The organism is Caulobacter sp. GW822-FHT01G02 (genome assembly GCF_058802865.1).
In genome coordinates this window covers 39916-55179 of sequence record NZ_JBXAON010000004.1, presented here as the reverse complement: position 1 = coordinate 55179, position 15264 = coordinate 39916, and the positions used below count along the sequence as shown (strand labels likewise).

Below are 15264 nucleotides of genomic sequence, written 5' to 3'. Positions count from 1 at the left end.
TTCCCGTGGTCAGGCAAACTGTGATCACAATCAGTACGGATTTACCGCGTGACCCTGCCCGCCGACATTGCCGAGCGCCTGTCCCGCCTGGAGCCGCCCAGCCGGGCGGTGATCGACGGCGCGCGGGTCGAGGCCGTCACGGGGGCGACCTTCCAAAACGTCTCGCCGCGCGACGGCCGGGTGCTGAACCTGGTGACGGCCTGCCAGCCCGAGGACGTGGCGCTGGCCGCATTCAGCGCCCGCACGGCCTTCGAGGATGGCCGCTGGCGCGACCAGAGCCCGCGCGCCAAGAAGAAGGTGCTGTTCCGCCTGGCCGAACTGATGGAGCGGGACGCCGAGGACCTGGCGCTGCTGGAGAGCCTGGACGTCGGCAAGCCGATCAGTGACGCGCGCAATGTCGATGTGCCGCTGGCGATCAACACCTGCCGCTGGTACGCCGAGGCGCTGGACAAGGTCTATGGCGAGGTCGGGGCCTCGCCGGTCGACCGCCTGAGCTACGCCGTCCACGAGCCGCTGGGCGTGATCGGGGCGATCGTGCCGTGGAACTTCCCGCTGCACATGGCGATGTGGAAGGTCGCGCCCGCGCTCGCCATGGGCAATTCGGTGGTGCTGAAGCCGGCCGAACAGTCGCCGCTGACCGCCCTGAAGCTGGGCGAGCTGGCTCTCGAGGCTGGGCTCCCGGCGGGGGTGCTGAACGTCGTCCCCGGCCTCGGCGGCGTCGCCGGCGAGGCCCTGGCCCTGTCGATGGACGTCGACATGATCGCCTTCACCGGCTCGGGCCCAGTGGGGCGCAAGCTGATGGAATATTCCGCCCGCTCGAACCTGAAGCGGATCAGCCTGGAGCTGGGCGGCAAGTCGCCCCAGATCGTCTTCGCCGACTGCCCGGACCTGGACGCCGCCGCCCAGGCCGCCGCCTGGGGCGTGTTCTATAACCAGGGCGAGGTCTGCACCGCCGCCTCGCGCCTGCTGGTCGAGGCTTCGATCAAGGACGAATTCCTGGAGAAGGTCGTGGCCGTCGCCAGGGGCATGGTCGTCGGCGATCCGCTGGATCCGGCCACCCAGTTCGGCGCCATGGTCAGCGAGCGGCAGATGAACACCGCGCTGGACTATATCGCCACCGCCGACAGCCAGGGCGCGCGCCGCGTGCTGGGCGGCCAGCGCATCCGCCAGGAAACCGGCGGCTTCTATGTCGAGCCGACCATCTTCGACCGCCTGGAGGCCGACCACACCCTGGCCCGCGAGGAGGTGTTCGGGCCGGTGCTGGGGGTGATGAGCTTCAAGTCCGAGGACGAGGCGCTGCAGCTGGCCAACGACACCGTCTATGGCCTGGCCGCCGGCCTCTGGACGTCCGACATCAACCGCGCCCTGCGCGGCGCGCGGCGGCTGAAGGCGGGGCTGGTCTGGGTCAATGGCTGGGACGCCTGCGACATCACCATGCCGTTCGGGGGCTTCAAGCAGTCGGGTTTCGGTCGTGACCGCAGCCTTCATGCGTTGCACAAGTACGCCGACCTGAAGTCGGTGTCCGTGACGTTGAGGTAGCCCGCCCATGACCAGTTCTTCCCGCCTGAATCTCGTTGAAACCGAAGCCTTCATCGACGGCCTCTGGATCGAGGGCGACGCGACGTTCGAGGTGCTCAATCCGGCCGACGGGACGGTGATCGCCAACGTCGCCGACCTGAGCGCCGGCGAGACGCGGGTCGCGATCGAGGCCGCGCACCGCGCCTTCCCGATCTGGGCCGCCAAGACCGCCAAGGAGCGTGGGGCGATCCTGCGCAGGTGGAGCGACCTGATGCTCGCCCACGCCGACGACCTGGCCCGGCTGATGACCGCCGAGCAGGGCAAGCCCTTGGCCGAGTCGAAGGGCGAGGTGGCCTATGGCGCGGCGTTCATCGACTGGTTCGCCGACGAGGCCAAGCGCGGCTACGGCCACACCATTCCGACCCCGATGCCCGGCAAGCGGCTGATGTCGATCAAGCAGCCGATCGGGGTCTGCGCGGCCATCGCGCCGTGGAACTTCCCGATCGCCATGATCACCCGCAAGGTTGGGCCGGCCCTGGCCTCGGGCTGCACCGTGGTGGTGAAGCCCGCCGCCGAGACGCCGCTGTGCGCCCTGGCCATCGCCCGGCTGGCGGTCGAGGCGGGCGTGCCGGCCGGGGTGCTGAACGTCGTCACCGGCAAGGATTCCAGCGCCATCGGCAAGGCCCTCTGCGAGGACGGCCGGGTCCGCAAGCTGTCGTTCACCGGCTCGACCCCGATCGGCAAACTCCTCTACGCCCAATGCGCCGGCACGATGAAGAAGCTCAGCCTGGAGCTGGGCGGCAACGCGCCCTTCATCGTCTTCGACGACGCCGACCTGGAGGCCGCCGTCGACGGCGCGATCGCCAGCAAGTACCGCAATACCGGCCAGACCTGCGTCTGCGCCAACCGGCTGATCGTGCAGGCGGGGATCCACGACGCCTTCGCCGCGCGGCTGGCCGAGAAGGTCGCGGCGCTGAAGGTCGGTCCGGGCACGGGCGACGGGGTCCAGATCGGTCCGCTGATCAACGACAAGGCGCTGTGCAAGGTCGACCGCCTGGTGACCGAGGCGGTCCGCGACGGGGCCAGGGTGCTGACCGGCGGCGACCTGCACGGCCTGGGCGGCCTGTTCTACCAGCCGACGGTGCTGGTCGACGCCACGCCCCAGATGGCGCTGTTCCAGGAGGAGATCTTCGGCCCGGTCGCGCCGATCGTGAAGTTCGAGACGGAAGCCGAGGCCATCGAGCTGGCCAACGCCACGCCGTTCGGCCTGGCGTCCTATTTCTACAGCCGCGACGTCGGCCGCTGCTGGCGCGTGGCCGAGGCGATCGAGGCCGGCATGGTCGGCATCAACGAAGGGCTGATCTCGACCGAGGTCGCCCCGTTCGGCGGGGTGAAGGAATCGGGCCTGGGCCGCGAGGGCTCGTCCGAGGGCTTGGATGAGTATCTGGAGACCAAGTACCTGTGCTTTGGCGGGGTGGGATGATCGGTTCGCCCCGCCCTTTGCACAACCTCCGTCATTCCCGCCCTTGCGGCGGGAACCCCTCTGTCCGCCGCAAGGGCAGGGGTATGGCGGGCTGGCCCGCCACGGCGCCTCACGTGTCGGCTGAACCAGGGGTTCCCGCCGCAAGGGCGGGAATGACGGTTGAATGGGGAGGGGCGGGGGCATGATCGCTGAACTCACCCGCTCAGCCACCGACCTCCTCGCCAGCGAGCGCGCGCGGTTCACGGCTGAGCATCCGCGCTCGGTCGCCATGGCCAAGGCGGCGGCCGCCCACTGGCGCGGCGGCGCGCCGATGCACTGGATGAACGACTGGGCTTCGCCGAGCCCGATCTTCGCGGCGCAAGGCGTCGGGGCCCAGGTCACCGACGTGGACGGCAAGCTTTATGACGACTTCTGCCTGGGCGACACGCCGGCGATGTTCGGACACGGCGATCCGTCCGTGGCCGCCGCCGTCGCCGACCAGGTCAAGCGCGGGGCCGGGTTCATGCTGCCGACCGCCTCTGCGGTGATCGTCGGCAGGTTGCTGGCCGAGCGCTTCGGCCTGCCGCTGTGGCAGACGGCGACCACGGCCAGCGACGCCAACCGCGCGGCGATCCGCTGGGCGCGGGCGGTGACGCAGCGGCCGGTGATCCTGGTGTTCGACGGCTGCTACCACGGCATGGTCGATGACGCCTTCGTGGTGCTGAAGGACGGCGAGCGCGTCATGAAGCCGGGCCTGCTGGGCCAGGTCCAGGACCTGACCGCCACCACCTGGGTGGTGCCGTTCAACGATCTGGCGGCCCTGGAGAACGCGCTCGCCTCCGATCAGGTCGCCGCCGTCCTGGCCGAGCCGGTGATGACCAACTGCGGCATGATCCTGCCCGAGCCCGGCTTCCACGACGCCTTGCGCCGCCTGACCCGCGACGCCGGGACCCTGCTGATCATCGACGAGACCCACACGATCTCGACGGGCCCCGGCGGCTACACCCGCGCCCATGGCCTGGAGCCCGACGTCTTCGTGCTGGGCAAGGCCGTCGCCGGCGGCGTGCCGGCCGCCGTCTGGGGCGTGACCGCCGAGCTGTCGGCGCGGATGGATGAGGCCCAGGCGCGGATCGGTCCGGGCCAGTCCGGCATCGGCACGACGCTGTCGGGCAACGCTCTGGCCATGGCGGCCATGCGGGCCATGCTCTCCGAGGTGATGACCGACGCGGCCTACGCCAAGATGCTGGCCGGCGCCGAGCGGCTGGTCGCGGGTCTGAAGACCGTGATCGCCGCGCGCGCGCTGGCGTGGTCCGTCGCCCATGTCGGCGCCCGCGTCGAACTGGTGTTCGGCGATCCTCCGCCGAAGAATGCCGCCGCGATGCGGAAAGTGCTGGACCACGAGGCGGTGGAAGCGCTGCACTTGTGGCTGATCAACCGGGGCGTCCTGATCGCGCCCTTTCACAACATGATGCTGGTCTCGCCCGTCACCGACGACGCGGCGATCGACCGGCTGGTCGCGGCCGTTGATGGGTTCGCGGCCGCGATGGGGGACGCATGAGCGCCGTAGCCGATATCCAGGAATGCCGCGACTTCCTCGCCGCCAACCCGCAGGTGAAGTTCGTCGAGGTGTTCTTCACCAGCATGACCGGCGTGCCGCGCGGTAAGCGGCTGCGGGTGCATGAGCTGGAAGCCATCTATGAGTACGGCCGCTTCCTGCCGGGCTCGGTGCTGGTGGTCGACACCAACGGCGCCGACTGCGAGGACACGGGCCTGGTCTGGGAGGACGGCGACGCCGATCGCCGCGCGCGGCCCGTGCCCGGAACCCTGACCCTGGCGCCGTGGCTGGGTCCCGACGTCGCCCAGGTGATGCTGTCGATGTACGAGCTGGACGGGACGCCCAACGACCTCGACCCGCGCCACGTGCTGCAAAGGGTGCTGGACCGCTACACCGCCGACGGCCTGACGCCCGTGGCCGCCTGCGAGCTGGAATACTACCTCGTCGATCTGCAGCGCGGCCCGAACGGCGAGCTGCAGCCGGCCAAGTCGATGCAGACCGGCCTGCGCCCCACGGGCATCCAGGTCTACGGCCTGCCCGAGCTGGAGGCCCACGCCCCGTTCCTGCGCGAACTGTGGGACACCGCCGACGTGCTGGGCGTGCCGCTGGAAGGCGCGATCTCGGAATTCGCCCCGGGCCAGGTCGAGCTGACCCTGAAGCACAAGCCCGACGCCCTGCGCGCGGCCGACGACGCGGTGCTCTACAAGCGCGCCGCCAAGGGCGTCGCTCTGCGTCACGGCTGCGAGGCGACCTTCATGGCCAAGCCGTGGGCGGAGCGGGCCGGCAACGGCTTCCACGTCCATCTCAGCGTCAATGACGCGGACGGCAACAACCTGTGCGCCGCCGAGGATCTGGAAGGCTCGCCGCTGCTGAAGCAGGCCATCGCCGGCATGAAGGCGCTGCTGGGCGAGGGCATGGCGATCCTGGCCCCGAACGCCAACAGCTATCGCCGCTTCAAGGCCAACTCCTACGCGCCGGTCGCCCCGACCTGGGGCGTCAACAACCGCACGGTCAGCCTGCGCGTGCCGGCTGGTCCGCCGAAGACCCGCCACGTCGAGCACCGCGTCGCCGGGGCCGACGGCAATCCATACCTGGTGATGGCCGTGCTGCTGGCCAGCGCCCACCACGGCATCAAGAACAAGCTGGATCCGGGCCCGGCGGTGGTCGGCGACGGCTACGCGGCGGCGGCCAAGGAGAACATCCGGCTGCCGTCCAACTGGTTCGCGGCGGTCGACCTGTTCGAGACGTCCGCCGTGCTGCGCGACTATCTCGGCGACCGCTTCGTGGACATGTTCGTCTCGGTCAAGCGTACCGAACAGGCGCGCTTCTTCGAGGTCGTCACCGAACTCGATTTCGACTGGTACCTCCGCAACGCCTGACGGCGAGTAGCTGCCCAAGGCAAGGCACACACGGAACAAGAGGGAGTTTCGAATGAGCGGATACAGGAACGGCGGGGCCTCGCGGCGCTCGCTTCTCACGGCCTTCGGGGCGGCGGCCATCGGCCTGTCGTTCACGGCCTGCGGCGAGAAGCCCAAGCCGGCCGGCGCGAACGGCGAAGAGCCGAAGCTGAACTTCTACAACTGGGACACCTATATCGGCGAGACCACGCTGGGCGACTTCAAGAAGGCGACCGGCGTCGACGTGAACATGAGCCTGTTCGCGACCAACGATGAGCTGTTCGCCAAGCTGAAGGCGGGCAATCCGGGCTTCGACGTGATCGTGCCGTCGAACGAGTTCGTCACCCGCATGGGCCAGGCCGGCATGCTCGAGGTGCTGGATCACGCCAAGATCCCGAACATGAAGAACATCGACCCGTCCTTCCTGAACCCGGACTTCGACCCGGGCCGGAAGTACTCGATGCCCTACACCTGGCTGCTGCTGGGCATCGGCTACCGCAAGAGCAAGGTCCAGGGCGTGCCCGACAGCTGGAAGTGGCTGTTCGACAGCGACAAGTACAAGGGCCGCATCGCCCTGCTGTCGGAAAGCGCCGACCTGGTGCGCCTGTCGGCCAAGTATCTGGGCCACTCGGTCAACAACATCCCTGAGGACATGCTGCCGAAGATCGAGCAGATGCTGATCAAGCAGAAGCCGTTCGTGAAGGCCTTCCACGACGACAACGGCCAGGACCTGCTGGTCTCGGGCGAGGTCGACCTGGTGCTGGAATATAACGGCGACATCGCCCAGGTGATGAAGGACGACCCGGACCTCGACTTCGTGGTGCCCAAGGAGGGCTCGTTGATCAACAGCGACACCCTGTGCATCCCGAAGGGCGCGCCGCGACCGAACAACGCCCACGCCTTCATCAACTACCTGCTGGACGCCCAGGCCGGGGCCGAGATCACCAAGACGATCCTCTACCCGACCCCGAACGCGGCGGCCAAGGCGCTGATGCCGGAGAGCTACCGCAACAACCCGGTGATCTTCCCGCCGGCCGACATCATGGCCAAGTGCGAGTACGGCGCGTTCGAAGGGGCCGAGAAGGCCAGTCAGTACGAGGAAATCATCACCCGGGTGCGGGCGGCTTAGACCGCGGAAAATCCTCCCCCCAAGGGGGAGGCGGCCGAAGGCCGGAGGGGGAAGTTCGGGCTGTCCGGCTTCTTCCCCCTCCGTCGCCTCCGGTAGGGGGAGGATTTGGAGGGCTCAATGGAACAATCCTGGAAACAGGCCAAAGCCGTCTTCGCCGCCGCGCTGGGACCGCCGCTGGTGTGGCTGGTGGTGTTCTTCCTGGCGCCGATGGCGATCGTCTGGGCCTACAGCTTCGGCCACAACGAGGGCCTGACGCAGATCGCCATCACCGGCACGTTCCACAACTACGCCCGGGCGATCGAGCCGCTGTACCTGAAGATATTCCTGAAGTCGGCCTGGGTGGCGGGGCTGACCACGGGCCTGTGCCTGGTTCTGGGCTTTCCGGTCGCCCTGGCCATCACCTTCGCGTCCGACAAGGCCAAGACCTGGCTGCTGCTGATGATCATGCTGCCGTTCTGGACGAACCTCCTGATCCGCACCTACGCCCTGATCGCCGTGTTGCGCACCGAGGGCTTTATCAATCAGAGCCTGGAATGGCTTTGGAAGGGCGGGGGAGGACTGGCCGCCCTGGTCGGCCTGCAGCCGCTGGGCGACTTCCAGCCGCTGGGGCTGCTGCACAACAATTTCGCGGTGATCCTAGGCCTCGTCTACGTCCACCTGCCGTTCATGGTGCTGCCGCTCTATTCGGCCCTCGACAGGCTGGACAAGTCGCTGCTGGAGGCCAGCCTCGACCTCGGCGCCGGGCACATGCGGACCCTGTTCAAGGTGGTCGTGCCCCTGGCCCTGCCGGGCATCGCCTCGGGGATCCTGATCACCTTCATCCCGGCGCTCGGCGCCTATCTGACCCCGGACCTGCTGGGCGGCCCCGACAGCCAGATGATCGCCAACGTCATCGAGCGCCAGTTCAAGCGCGCCAACGACTGGCCCTTCGGCGCGGCCATGTCGTTCGTGCTGATGTACCTGACCTTCATCGCCATCGCGATCCAGGCGGTGCTGGCGAAGAAGACGCCGGAGGCGAAGGGATGAGCAAGCGCAGCCCGCCCGGTCCGCTCGAATACCTGCGCCGCTGGCCGATGCAGGCCTGGCTGGCGATGGTGGGGATCTTCCTCTACGCGCCGCTGGTCGCCCTGATGGCGTTCAGCTTCAACGACAGCCGGCGCAACATCGTCTGGAAGGGCTTCACGCTCAAATATTACGACAAGCTGTTCAACGACTCCGCCCTCCTGGAAGCGTTCGGCAACAGCCTGACGATCGCGGCGGCCTCGACGGTGATCAGCCTGATCCTGGGCGCCTCGGCGGCCCTGCTGCTGTGGCGCTTCCGCTTCCCGGGCAAGACGGTCCTGGACGGCGCCCTGGCCCTGCCGATCGTGGTGCCCGAGATCTGCATGGGCGTGGCCATGCTGGTGTTCTTCGCCCGGGTCATGCCCTGGCCGCAGGGCCTGCCGTGGCCGCTGAACCTGGGGGCGATCATCATCGCCCACGTGTCGTTCTCGTTCCCGTTCGTGGCGGTGGTGGTGCGCGCCCGCATGGCCAGCTTCAACCGCGAGATGGAGGAGGCGGCCCGCGACCTGGGGGCCGGCGAGTTCCGCACCATCAAGGACGTGATCCTGCCGCACATGGCGCCGTCGCTGGTGGCCGGGGCGCTGCTGGCCTTCACGCTGAGCCTGGACGACTTCGTCATCACCTTCTTCACCGCCGGGCCGGACACGGTGACCTTCCCGGTCAAGGTCTATTCGATGGTCCGCTTCTCGGTGACGCCGGAGGTCAACGCGGCCTCGACGGTGCTGATCGTGCTGACCGTGCTGCTGACCGCGGCGGCGCTGAAACTGCAGGGGGACCCGGCGGCGACCGCCGGTCACGGGACGGGGGATCCGAAATGAGCGCTCGCCTCCTTCCGATCTTCCCGGCGAAAGCCGGGACCCAGATTCAGCCTGAGCTTTGGCCGTACCTGGCGCTTCCCAGCCTTACGATCTGGGCCTCGGCTTTCGCCGGGGAAGTCGGGGTTCTGTGTGTCGGGGGACAAGCCCAGTGAGCCAACCGAAACCCATCATCACCTTCGAGAACGTCACCAAGCGCTTCGGCAAGCTCGCGGCGGTCGACAACGTTTCCCTGACCGTGACCGAGGGCGAGTTCTTCGCGCTGCTCGGCCCGTCGGGTTGCGGCAAGACCACCCTCCTGCGGATGCTGGCCGGCTTCGAAACGCCCACCGAGGGCCGGATCCTGATCGACGGCCAGGACATCTCCAAGGTGCCGCCCAACAAGCGGCCGGTGAACATGGTGTTCCAGTCCTACGCCGTGTTCCCGCACATGAGCGTGGCCGACAACGTCGCCTACGGCCTGGTGGTCGACAAGGTGGGCAAGGCCGAGCGCGAGCGGCGCGTCGAGGAGGCGCTGGAACTGGTGCAGCTGGGCGGTTACGGCGACCGCAAGCCCGACCAGCTGTCCGGCGGCCAGCGCCAGCGCGTGGCCCTGGCCCGGGCCCTGGTCAAGCGGCCGCGCGTCTTGCTGCTGGACGAGCCGCTGTCGGCTCTGGACGCCAAGCTGCGCGAGCAGATGCGCACCGAACTCTGCACCCTGCAGGAGAAGGTCGGGATCACCTTCATCATGGTCACCCACGACCAGGACGAGGCCCTGGCCCTGGCGTCGCGTTGCGCGGTGATGAGCCGGGGCGTGCTGCAGCAGGTCGCCACGCCCAGCGATCTCTACGAGTTTCCCAACAGCCGCTTCGTGGCCGACTTCATCGGCAGCGTGAACCTGTTCGAGGGCGTGCTGGCCGTCGACGAGCCCAGCCACGCGGTGATCCGCTCGCCGGACCTGCCGGTCGACATCTTCCTCGACCACGGCGTCACCGGCGCCCGCGGCGGCACGGTCTGGGCGGCGATCCGTCCCGAGAAGATCGAGCTGCACAAGAAGGACGGCGACGAGCCCCCCAACCTCGGCGACTGCCCGAAGGGGACCAACGCCATCGCGGGCGTGATCAGGCACGAGGCCTATCTGGGCGGCTCCTCGACCTATGAGGTGGAGATCGAGGGCGGGCGTCGGATCAAGGTCCAGCGCTCGAACCTGACCCGCTGGGACCAGGAGGACTTCAAGCTGGGCGAGACGGTGTGGCTATGCTGGCACGCCTGCTCGCCGGCGGTGTTGTTGTCGTGACCCATGCTTAGCCATAACCCGACCTTCCCGGCGAACGCCGGGACCCAGATTCACCCAGAGCGTCGACCGACGTCGCGCCTCTGGAATGCGCCAGCCCATCGGACCTTGGCGCCCTCGATCTGGGCCCCGGCGTTCGCCGGGGAAATCGGAGGTCTAGGATGACCACCCGCCCCGTCGCTGGAATCATCTGCTGCACGCGCACCGTCGGGGTGGAGTCGGCCCAGGCGGTGATGAGCCGCTATGTCGAGGCGACCATGGCCCATGGCGACGTCGCGGCGCTGCTGGTCCCTTCCCTGCCGGGAAGGATGCGGGCGGCCGAGGTCGCCGGGCGGCTGGACGGGCTGATGCTGACAGGCAGCCCCTCCAATCTCGACCCGGCGCTCTACGGCGAGGAGATCGGTGACGCGCCAGGTCCGTTCGACGCCGCGCGCGATGGCATGACCGCCGACCTGATCAAGGCCATGCTGGACCTCCGCAAGCCGGTGTTCGGGATCTGCCGCGGCTTCCAGGAGATCAATGTCGCGTTCGGCGGGACGCTGCGACGGGACATGGCCGCCAATGCCGACCTGATCGCCCACCACGCGCTGGACGACGTCGATTTCAACGGCATGTTCGACCACACCCACGCCGTGGAGCTGACGCCGGGCGGCGTCCTGGCCCGCGCTTTCGGCGTGGAAGAGGCTGTCGTCAACTCGGTGCACTATCAGGGTGTCGACCGGTTGGGCGAGGGGCTGACCGTCGAGGCGCGCGCGCCCGATGGCGTCGTCGAAGCCTTCTCCGCCACCGTCAACGGCGCGCCGGTGCTGGCCGTCCAGTGGCACCCCGAATGGAAGCCGGCGCAGAACCGGCAGTCGCGGATCTTTTTCGAAATCTTCGGACGCGCCCTCAGAGGCGCGCCGCTCGTCGTGTAAGGCCAGGAGCTTCAAGATGACCGTCCCCATCCGCAACCACGACGTCGCCGAGCTCAAGCGTCTCGACCTCGCCCACCACCTGCCGGCCCAGGCTGATCACAAGGTCCTGTTCGAGCTGGGCGGCAGCCGTGTCGTCACCCGCGCCGACGGGGTCTACATCCAGGACGGTGACGGCCACCGCATTCTGGACGGCATGGCCGGCCTGTGGTGCGTCAATGTCGGCTACGGCCGCACCGAGCTGGCGGAAGCCGCCTACGAGCAGATGCTGGAGCTGCCGTACTACAACACCTTCTTCAAGACGACGACGCCGCCGACCGTGAAGCTGGCGGCCAAGATCGCCGAGAAGATGGGCGGCCATCTGACCCACGTGTTCTTCAACTCGTCGGGCTCGGAGGCCAACGACACGGTCTTCCGCCTGGTACGCCACTATTGGAAGCTCAAGGGTCAGCCGCAGCGCACCGCCTTCATCAGCCGCTGGAACGCCTATCACGGCTCGACCGTGGCCGGGGTGTCGCTGGGCGGCATGAAGCACATGCATGTGCAGGGCGACCTGCCGATCCCCGGCGTCCACCACGTGATGCAGCCCTATCCGTTCGGCGACGGCTTCGGCGAGGATCCGGCCGCCTTCCGCGACCGCGCCGTCAAGGCCATCGAGGACAAGATCCTCGAGGTCGGCCCCGAGAACGTCGCGGCCTTCATCGGCGAGCCGGTGCAGGGCGCGGGCGGGGTGATCATCCCGCCGGACGGCTACTGGCCGGCGGTCGAGGCGCTGTGCCGCAAGTACGGGATCCTCCTGGTCTGCGACGAGGTGATCTGCGGCTTCGGGCGGCTGGGCCAGTGGTTCGGCCACCAGCACTACGGGATCAAGCCGGACCTGATCGCCATGGCCAAGGGCCTGTCGTCCGGCTACCTGCCGATCTCGGCCGTCGGCGTGGCCGATCACATCGTCGCCGAGTTGCGCGAAAAGGGCGGCGACTTCATCCACGGCTTTACCTATTCGGGCCACCCGACCTGCGCGGCCGTGGCGCTGAAGAACATCGAGATCCTGGAGCGGGAGGGCCTGGTCGAGCGCACGCGCGAGGACACCGGCCCCTATCTGGCCAAGGCCCTGGCGACCCTCAACGACCATCCGCTGGTGGGCGAGACCCGCTCGCTGGGCCTGATCGGCGCCGTCGAGATCGTCCGCGAGAAGGGGACCAACCATCGTTTCCTCGACAAGGAGGGCGAGGCCGGTCCGATCGTGCGCGACCTCTGCATCAAGAACGGCCTGATGGTCCGCGCCATCCGCGACAGCATCGTCTGCTGCCCGCCGCTGATCATCACCCACGCCGAGATCGACAAACTTGTCGCGATCATCCGCCAGTCTCTGACCGAAGCCGAGCCCGTGCTGCGGGCGCTCAAGCCGGAGGCGGTGTCATGAAGCCGAAACACAACAAGGCCAAGCGCGAGACCACGCTCAATCGGGGGGTCTCGTCGCTGGAAGAGGCCCAGGCCTGGTTCGCGCGGCAGAGCATCGAGGAGATCGAGTGCGTGGTGCCCGATCTGGCCGGCGTGGCGCGCGGCAAGATCATGCCGGTGCGCAAGTTCCTCGGCACGCCCTCGATGAACCTGCCGCTGGCGGTGTTCTACCAGACCATCACCGGCGACTTCCCCGAGTTCGAGGGGGCGGTCAGCGCGGTGCAGTCAGACACCGACATCTTCCTGACCCCGGACTTCGCGACCCTGGCCGCCGTGCCGTGGGCCCAGGACCCGACGGCCCAGGTGATCCACGACGCCTTCCACCCCGACGGCCGCCCCGTCGAGGAGGCGCCGCGCCAGGTGCTGCGGCGGGTGCTGGCCCTCTATGCCGAGCAGGGCTGGGTGCCGATCGTGGCGCCGGAGATCGAGTTCTATCTCGTCGACAAGAACACCGACCCGGACTATCCGCTCAAGCCTCCGATCGGCCGCTCGGGCCGGCCCGAGACCGGGCGGCAGGGCTATTCGATCAGCGCCGTGAACGAGTTCGATGCGCTGTTCGAGGACATGTACGAGTACTCCGAACGCCAGGGCCTGGAGATCGACACCCTGATCCACGAAAGCGGCGTGGCCCAGATGGAGATCAACCTCCGTCACGGTAATCCGCTGGAGCTGGCCGACCAGGTGTTCATGTTCAAGCGCACCATCCGTGAGGTGGCGCTGGAGCACGAGATCTACGCCACCTTCATGGCCAAGCCGATGGCCAGCGAGCCGGGCAGCGCCATGCACATCCACCAGTCGATCGTCGACAAGGACGGCCAGAACCTGTTCTCGCACCGCAAGTCGGGCGAGGAGACGGCGCTGTTCCATGGCTTCATCGCGGGGCAGCAGACCTATCTGCCGGCGATCATGGCCATACTGGCGCCGTACGTGAATTCGTATCGTCGGATCGCCAAGGACTCGGGCGCGCCGGTCAACACCCAGTGGGGTTACGACAACCGCACCTGCGGCCTGCGGGTCCCGCCGTCAGGGCCGGAGAACCGCCGGTTGGAGAACCGGATTCCCTCGTCGGACGCCAATCCGTACCTGGCCATCGCGGCCTCGCTGGCGGCGGGCTATCTGGGCATGACCCAGGGGCTGAAGCCGAGCGATCCGGTCGCGACCGACGCCAGCGTGGCGGGCGTGCAGCTGCCGCGCAGCCTGTCGGAGTCGCTCAAGCTGTTCGAGCAGTGCGAGCCGCTGGTCGAGATCCTGGGGCCGATCTTCTGCCAGGCCTATGACCGCGTGAAGCAGGCCGAATACGAGACCTTCATGCGCACGATCAGCCCGTGGGAGCGGGAGTTCCTGCTGCTGAATGTGTAGCCCCTCGAAGCCCTTCCCTCATCAGGGGGGAAGGGGATGAACTGGTATGAGGCCACGGTCCCCGACCGTCCCGACCTGCCGCCGCTCGACGGTGACACCCAGGCCGACGTCTGCATGGTCGGCGCAGGCTTCACCGGTCTGGGCGCGGCCCTGGCCCTGGCGGCCCGAGCCAAGGTCGTGGTGCTGGAAGCTGGCCGGGTCGGCTGCGCGGCGAGCGGACGCAACGGCGGCCAAGTCCATACCGGCCAGCGGCGCGATCAGGTCTGGCTCGAGAAGACCGTCGGCCGCGATGACGCCCGGGCCCTGTGGCGGCTGGCCGAAGACGCGCGCGCGCACTTCAAGACCCTGACCGACGCTATTCCGTGCGACTGGCGGCCAGGGATGATCCACGCGCGCCACAAGCCGAACGGCGAGGGCGAGGACGCCGACTACATCGCCCTGATGGCCGACCGCTATGGCTACGACCAGCTGGCGCCGATCGACGAGGCCGGCCTCGCCAGCGAGCTGGGGACCGACGTCTATCACGGCGGCCTGATCGATCGCGGCGGCGGCCATGTGCATCCGCTCAAGCTGACCCTGGGCATGGCGCGGCGAGCGATCGCGGCGGGCGCGTTGATCCACGAGAACACCCGCGCCGAAAGCTGGACGCGAGCGGGCGGCAAGATCGTCGTCGAGACCGCGACGGGCCGGGTCACCTGCGATCAGCTGATCCTCAGCGGCGACGGCCTGCTGAACGCCATGGCCGGCAAGGCGGGCGCGCGGGTCATGCCGATCAACAACTTCATCGCCGTCACCGCGCCGCTGGGCGGCCTGGCCGAGACGATCATCCGCTCCAACGCGGCGGTGTCGGACAGCCGGTTCGTCGTGAACTACTTCCGCAAGACGCCCGACGGCCGGCTGCTGTTCGGCGGCGGCGAGAACTACCGGCCGGGGTTTCCGAGCGACATCGCAGGCATGGTCCGCAAGAACCTCGCCAAGGTCTATCCGCGGCTGGCCGACGTCCCGATCACCCACGCCTGGGGCGGGACCCTGGGCATCACCATGAGCCGGATGCCCTTCGTCGGCGAGATCGCGCCGGGCGTCCGCGTGGCCTCCGGCTATTCCGGGCAGGGGGTGATGCTGGCGCCGTATATCGGCAAGCTGCTGGCCGAGGCGGCCTTCGGCGAGACGGAGGGCGTCGACCTGCTCTCGCGCCTCCCCACCCCGCCGTTCCCGGGCGGGCGCCTGCTGCGCTGGCCGCTGACCGTTGCGGGGCTGAGCTGGTACGCGTTGCGGGATCGGCTGTAGCGCGCCTTCCTCCCCCTGAGGGGGGAGGTGGTCGC

At 68.5% G+C, this 15264-nt stretch carries 12 protein-coding genes and 1 pseudogene; all 13 read left to right on the top strand.

From position 1 onward, the window contains the following. The first annotated feature begins 39 nt into the window (after nucleotides 1-39). The 13 genes and pseudogenes from AC1RNC_RS12490 (at nucleotide 40) to AC1RNC_RS12430 (ending at nucleotide 15229) form a co-directional block, all read left to right on the top strand. Nucleotides 40-1539: an aldehyde dehydrogenase gene (locus AC1RNC_RS12490; RefSeq protein ID WP_492887215.1), complete on the top strand. Its 1500-nt coding sequence runs from the start codon at nucleotides 40-42 to the stop codon at nucleotides 1537-1539. A gap of 7 nt (nucleotides 1540-1546) precedes the next feature. Next, nucleotides 1547-3001: an NAD-dependent succinate-semialdehyde dehydrogenase gene (locus AC1RNC_RS12485; protein WP_492886661.1), complete on the top strand. Its 1455-nt coding sequence runs from the start codon at nucleotides 1547-1549 to the stop codon at nucleotides 2999-3001. Between the two features lie 163 nt (nucleotides 3002-3164). Further along, the gene (locus tag AC1RNC_RS12480; RefSeq protein ID WP_492886659.1) at nucleotides 3165-4538 is read left to right on the top strand and encodes an aspartate aminotransferase family protein; all 1374 of its coding nucleotides are present in this window, start codon (nucleotides 3165-3167) and stop codon (nucleotides 4536-4538) included. Further along, nucleotides 4535-5914 carry a glutamine synthetase family protein gene (locus AC1RNC_RS12475; RefSeq protein ID WP_492886657.1) on the top strand — a complete coding sequence of 460 codons (1380 nt, stop codon included), beginning with the start codon at nucleotides 4535-4537 and terminating at the stop codon, nucleotides 5912-5914. Before AC1RNC_RS12480 ends, AC1RNC_RS12475 begins: the two co-directional genes overlap by 4 nt. A gap of 52 nt (nucleotides 5915-5966) precedes the next feature. Further along, nucleotides 5967-7061 (top strand): ABC transporter substrate-binding protein, encoded by a 1095-nt coding sequence (locus AC1RNC_RS12470; RefSeq protein ID WP_492886655.1) that lies wholly within the window; start codon nucleotides 5967-5969, stop codon nucleotides 7059-7061. Then, nucleotides 7062-7167 (top strand): annotated as a pseudogene (locus tag AC1RNC_RS12465) (hypothetical protein); the annotation flags it as partial. Further along, nucleotides 7167-8087, top strand: a complete 921-nt coding sequence (locus tag AC1RNC_RS12460; protein ID WP_492886653.1) for an ABC transporter permease — start codon at nucleotides 7167-7169, stop codon at nucleotides 8085-8087. The pseudogene AC1RNC_RS12465 and the gene AC1RNC_RS12460, both read left to right, overlap by 1 nt. Further along, complete coding sequence (locus AC1RNC_RS12455) at nucleotides 8084-8941, top strand: ABC transporter permease (protein WP_492886651.1); 858 nt, start codon at nucleotides 8084-8086, stop codon at nucleotides 8939-8941. The genes AC1RNC_RS12460 and AC1RNC_RS12455 overlap by 4 nt, the downstream gene beginning before the upstream one ends. Before the next feature lie 127 nt (nucleotides 8942-9068). Then, nucleotides 9069-10214: an ABC transporter ATP-binding protein gene (locus AC1RNC_RS12450; protein WP_492886649.1), complete on the top strand. Its 1146-nt coding sequence runs from the start codon at nucleotides 9069-9071 to the stop codon at nucleotides 10212-10214. Nucleotides 10215-10372: 158 nt separating this feature from the next. After that, the gene (locus tag AC1RNC_RS12445) at nucleotides 10373-11125 is read left to right on the top strand and encodes a gamma-glutamyl-gamma-aminobutyrate hydrolase family protein (RefSeq protein ID WP_492886647.1); all 753 of its coding nucleotides are present in this window, start codon (nucleotides 10373-10375) and stop codon (nucleotides 11123-11125) included. 16 nt (nucleotides 11126-11141) lie between these two features. Then, entirely contained in the window at nucleotides 11142-12545 is a 1404-nt protein-coding gene (locus AC1RNC_RS12440; protein WP_492886646.1) for an aspartate aminotransferase family protein, read from the top strand. Next, nucleotides 12542-13942: a glutamine synthetase family protein gene (locus tag AC1RNC_RS12435; protein WP_492835866.1), complete on the top strand. Its 1401-nt coding sequence runs from the start codon at nucleotides 12542-12544 to the stop codon at nucleotides 13940-13942. The genes AC1RNC_RS12440 and AC1RNC_RS12435 overlap by 4 nt, the downstream gene beginning before the upstream one ends. A gap of 36 nt (nucleotides 13943-13978) precedes the next feature. Then, nucleotides 13979-15229, top strand: a complete 1251-nt coding sequence (locus AC1RNC_RS12430) for an NAD(P)/FAD-dependent oxidoreductase (protein WP_492886644.1) — start codon at nucleotides 13979-13981, stop codon at nucleotides 15227-15229. Nucleotides 15230-15264: the final 35 nt, after the last annotated feature.

What these genes read in the sequence shown, in the direction of transcription:
- AC1RNC_RS12455 (WP_492886651.1), top strand. Translation starts at nt 8,084, where the DNA reads ATGAGCAAGCGCAGCCCGCCCGGTCCGCTCGAATACCTGCGCCGCTGG.
- AC1RNC_RS12445 (WP_492886647.1), top strand. Translation starts at nt 10,373, where the DNA reads ATGACCACCCGCCCCGTCGCTGGAATCATCTGCTGCACGCGCACCGTC.
- AC1RNC_RS12435 (WP_492835866.1), top strand. Translation starts at nt 12,542, where the DNA reads ATGAAGCCGAAACACAACAAGGCCAAGCGCGAGACCACGCTCAATCGG.
- AC1RNC_RS12430 (WP_492886644.1), top strand. Translation starts at nt 13,979, where the DNA reads ATGAACTGGTATGAGGCCACGGTCCCCGACCGTCCCGACCTGCCGCCG.
- AC1RNC_RS12440 (WP_492886646.1), top strand. Translation starts at nt 11,142, where the DNA reads ATGACCGTCCCCATCCGCAACCACGACGTCGCCGAGCTCAAGCGTCTC.
- AC1RNC_RS12475 (WP_492886657.1), top strand. Translation starts at nt 4,535, where the DNA reads ATGAGCGCCGTAGCCGATATCCAGGAATGCCGCGACTTCCTCGCCGCC.
- AC1RNC_RS12480 (WP_492886659.1), top strand. Translation starts at nt 3,165, where the DNA reads ATGGGGAGGGGCGGGGGCATGATCGCTGAACTCACCCGCTCAGCCACC.
- AC1RNC_RS12470 (WP_492886655.1), top strand. Translation starts at nt 5,967, where the DNA reads ATGAGCGGATACAGGAACGGCGGGGCCTCGCGGCGCTCGCTTCTCACG.
- AC1RNC_RS12485 (WP_492886661.1), top strand. Translation starts at nt 1,547, where the DNA reads ATGACCAGTTCTTCCCGCCTGAATCTCGTTGAAACCGAAGCCTTCATC.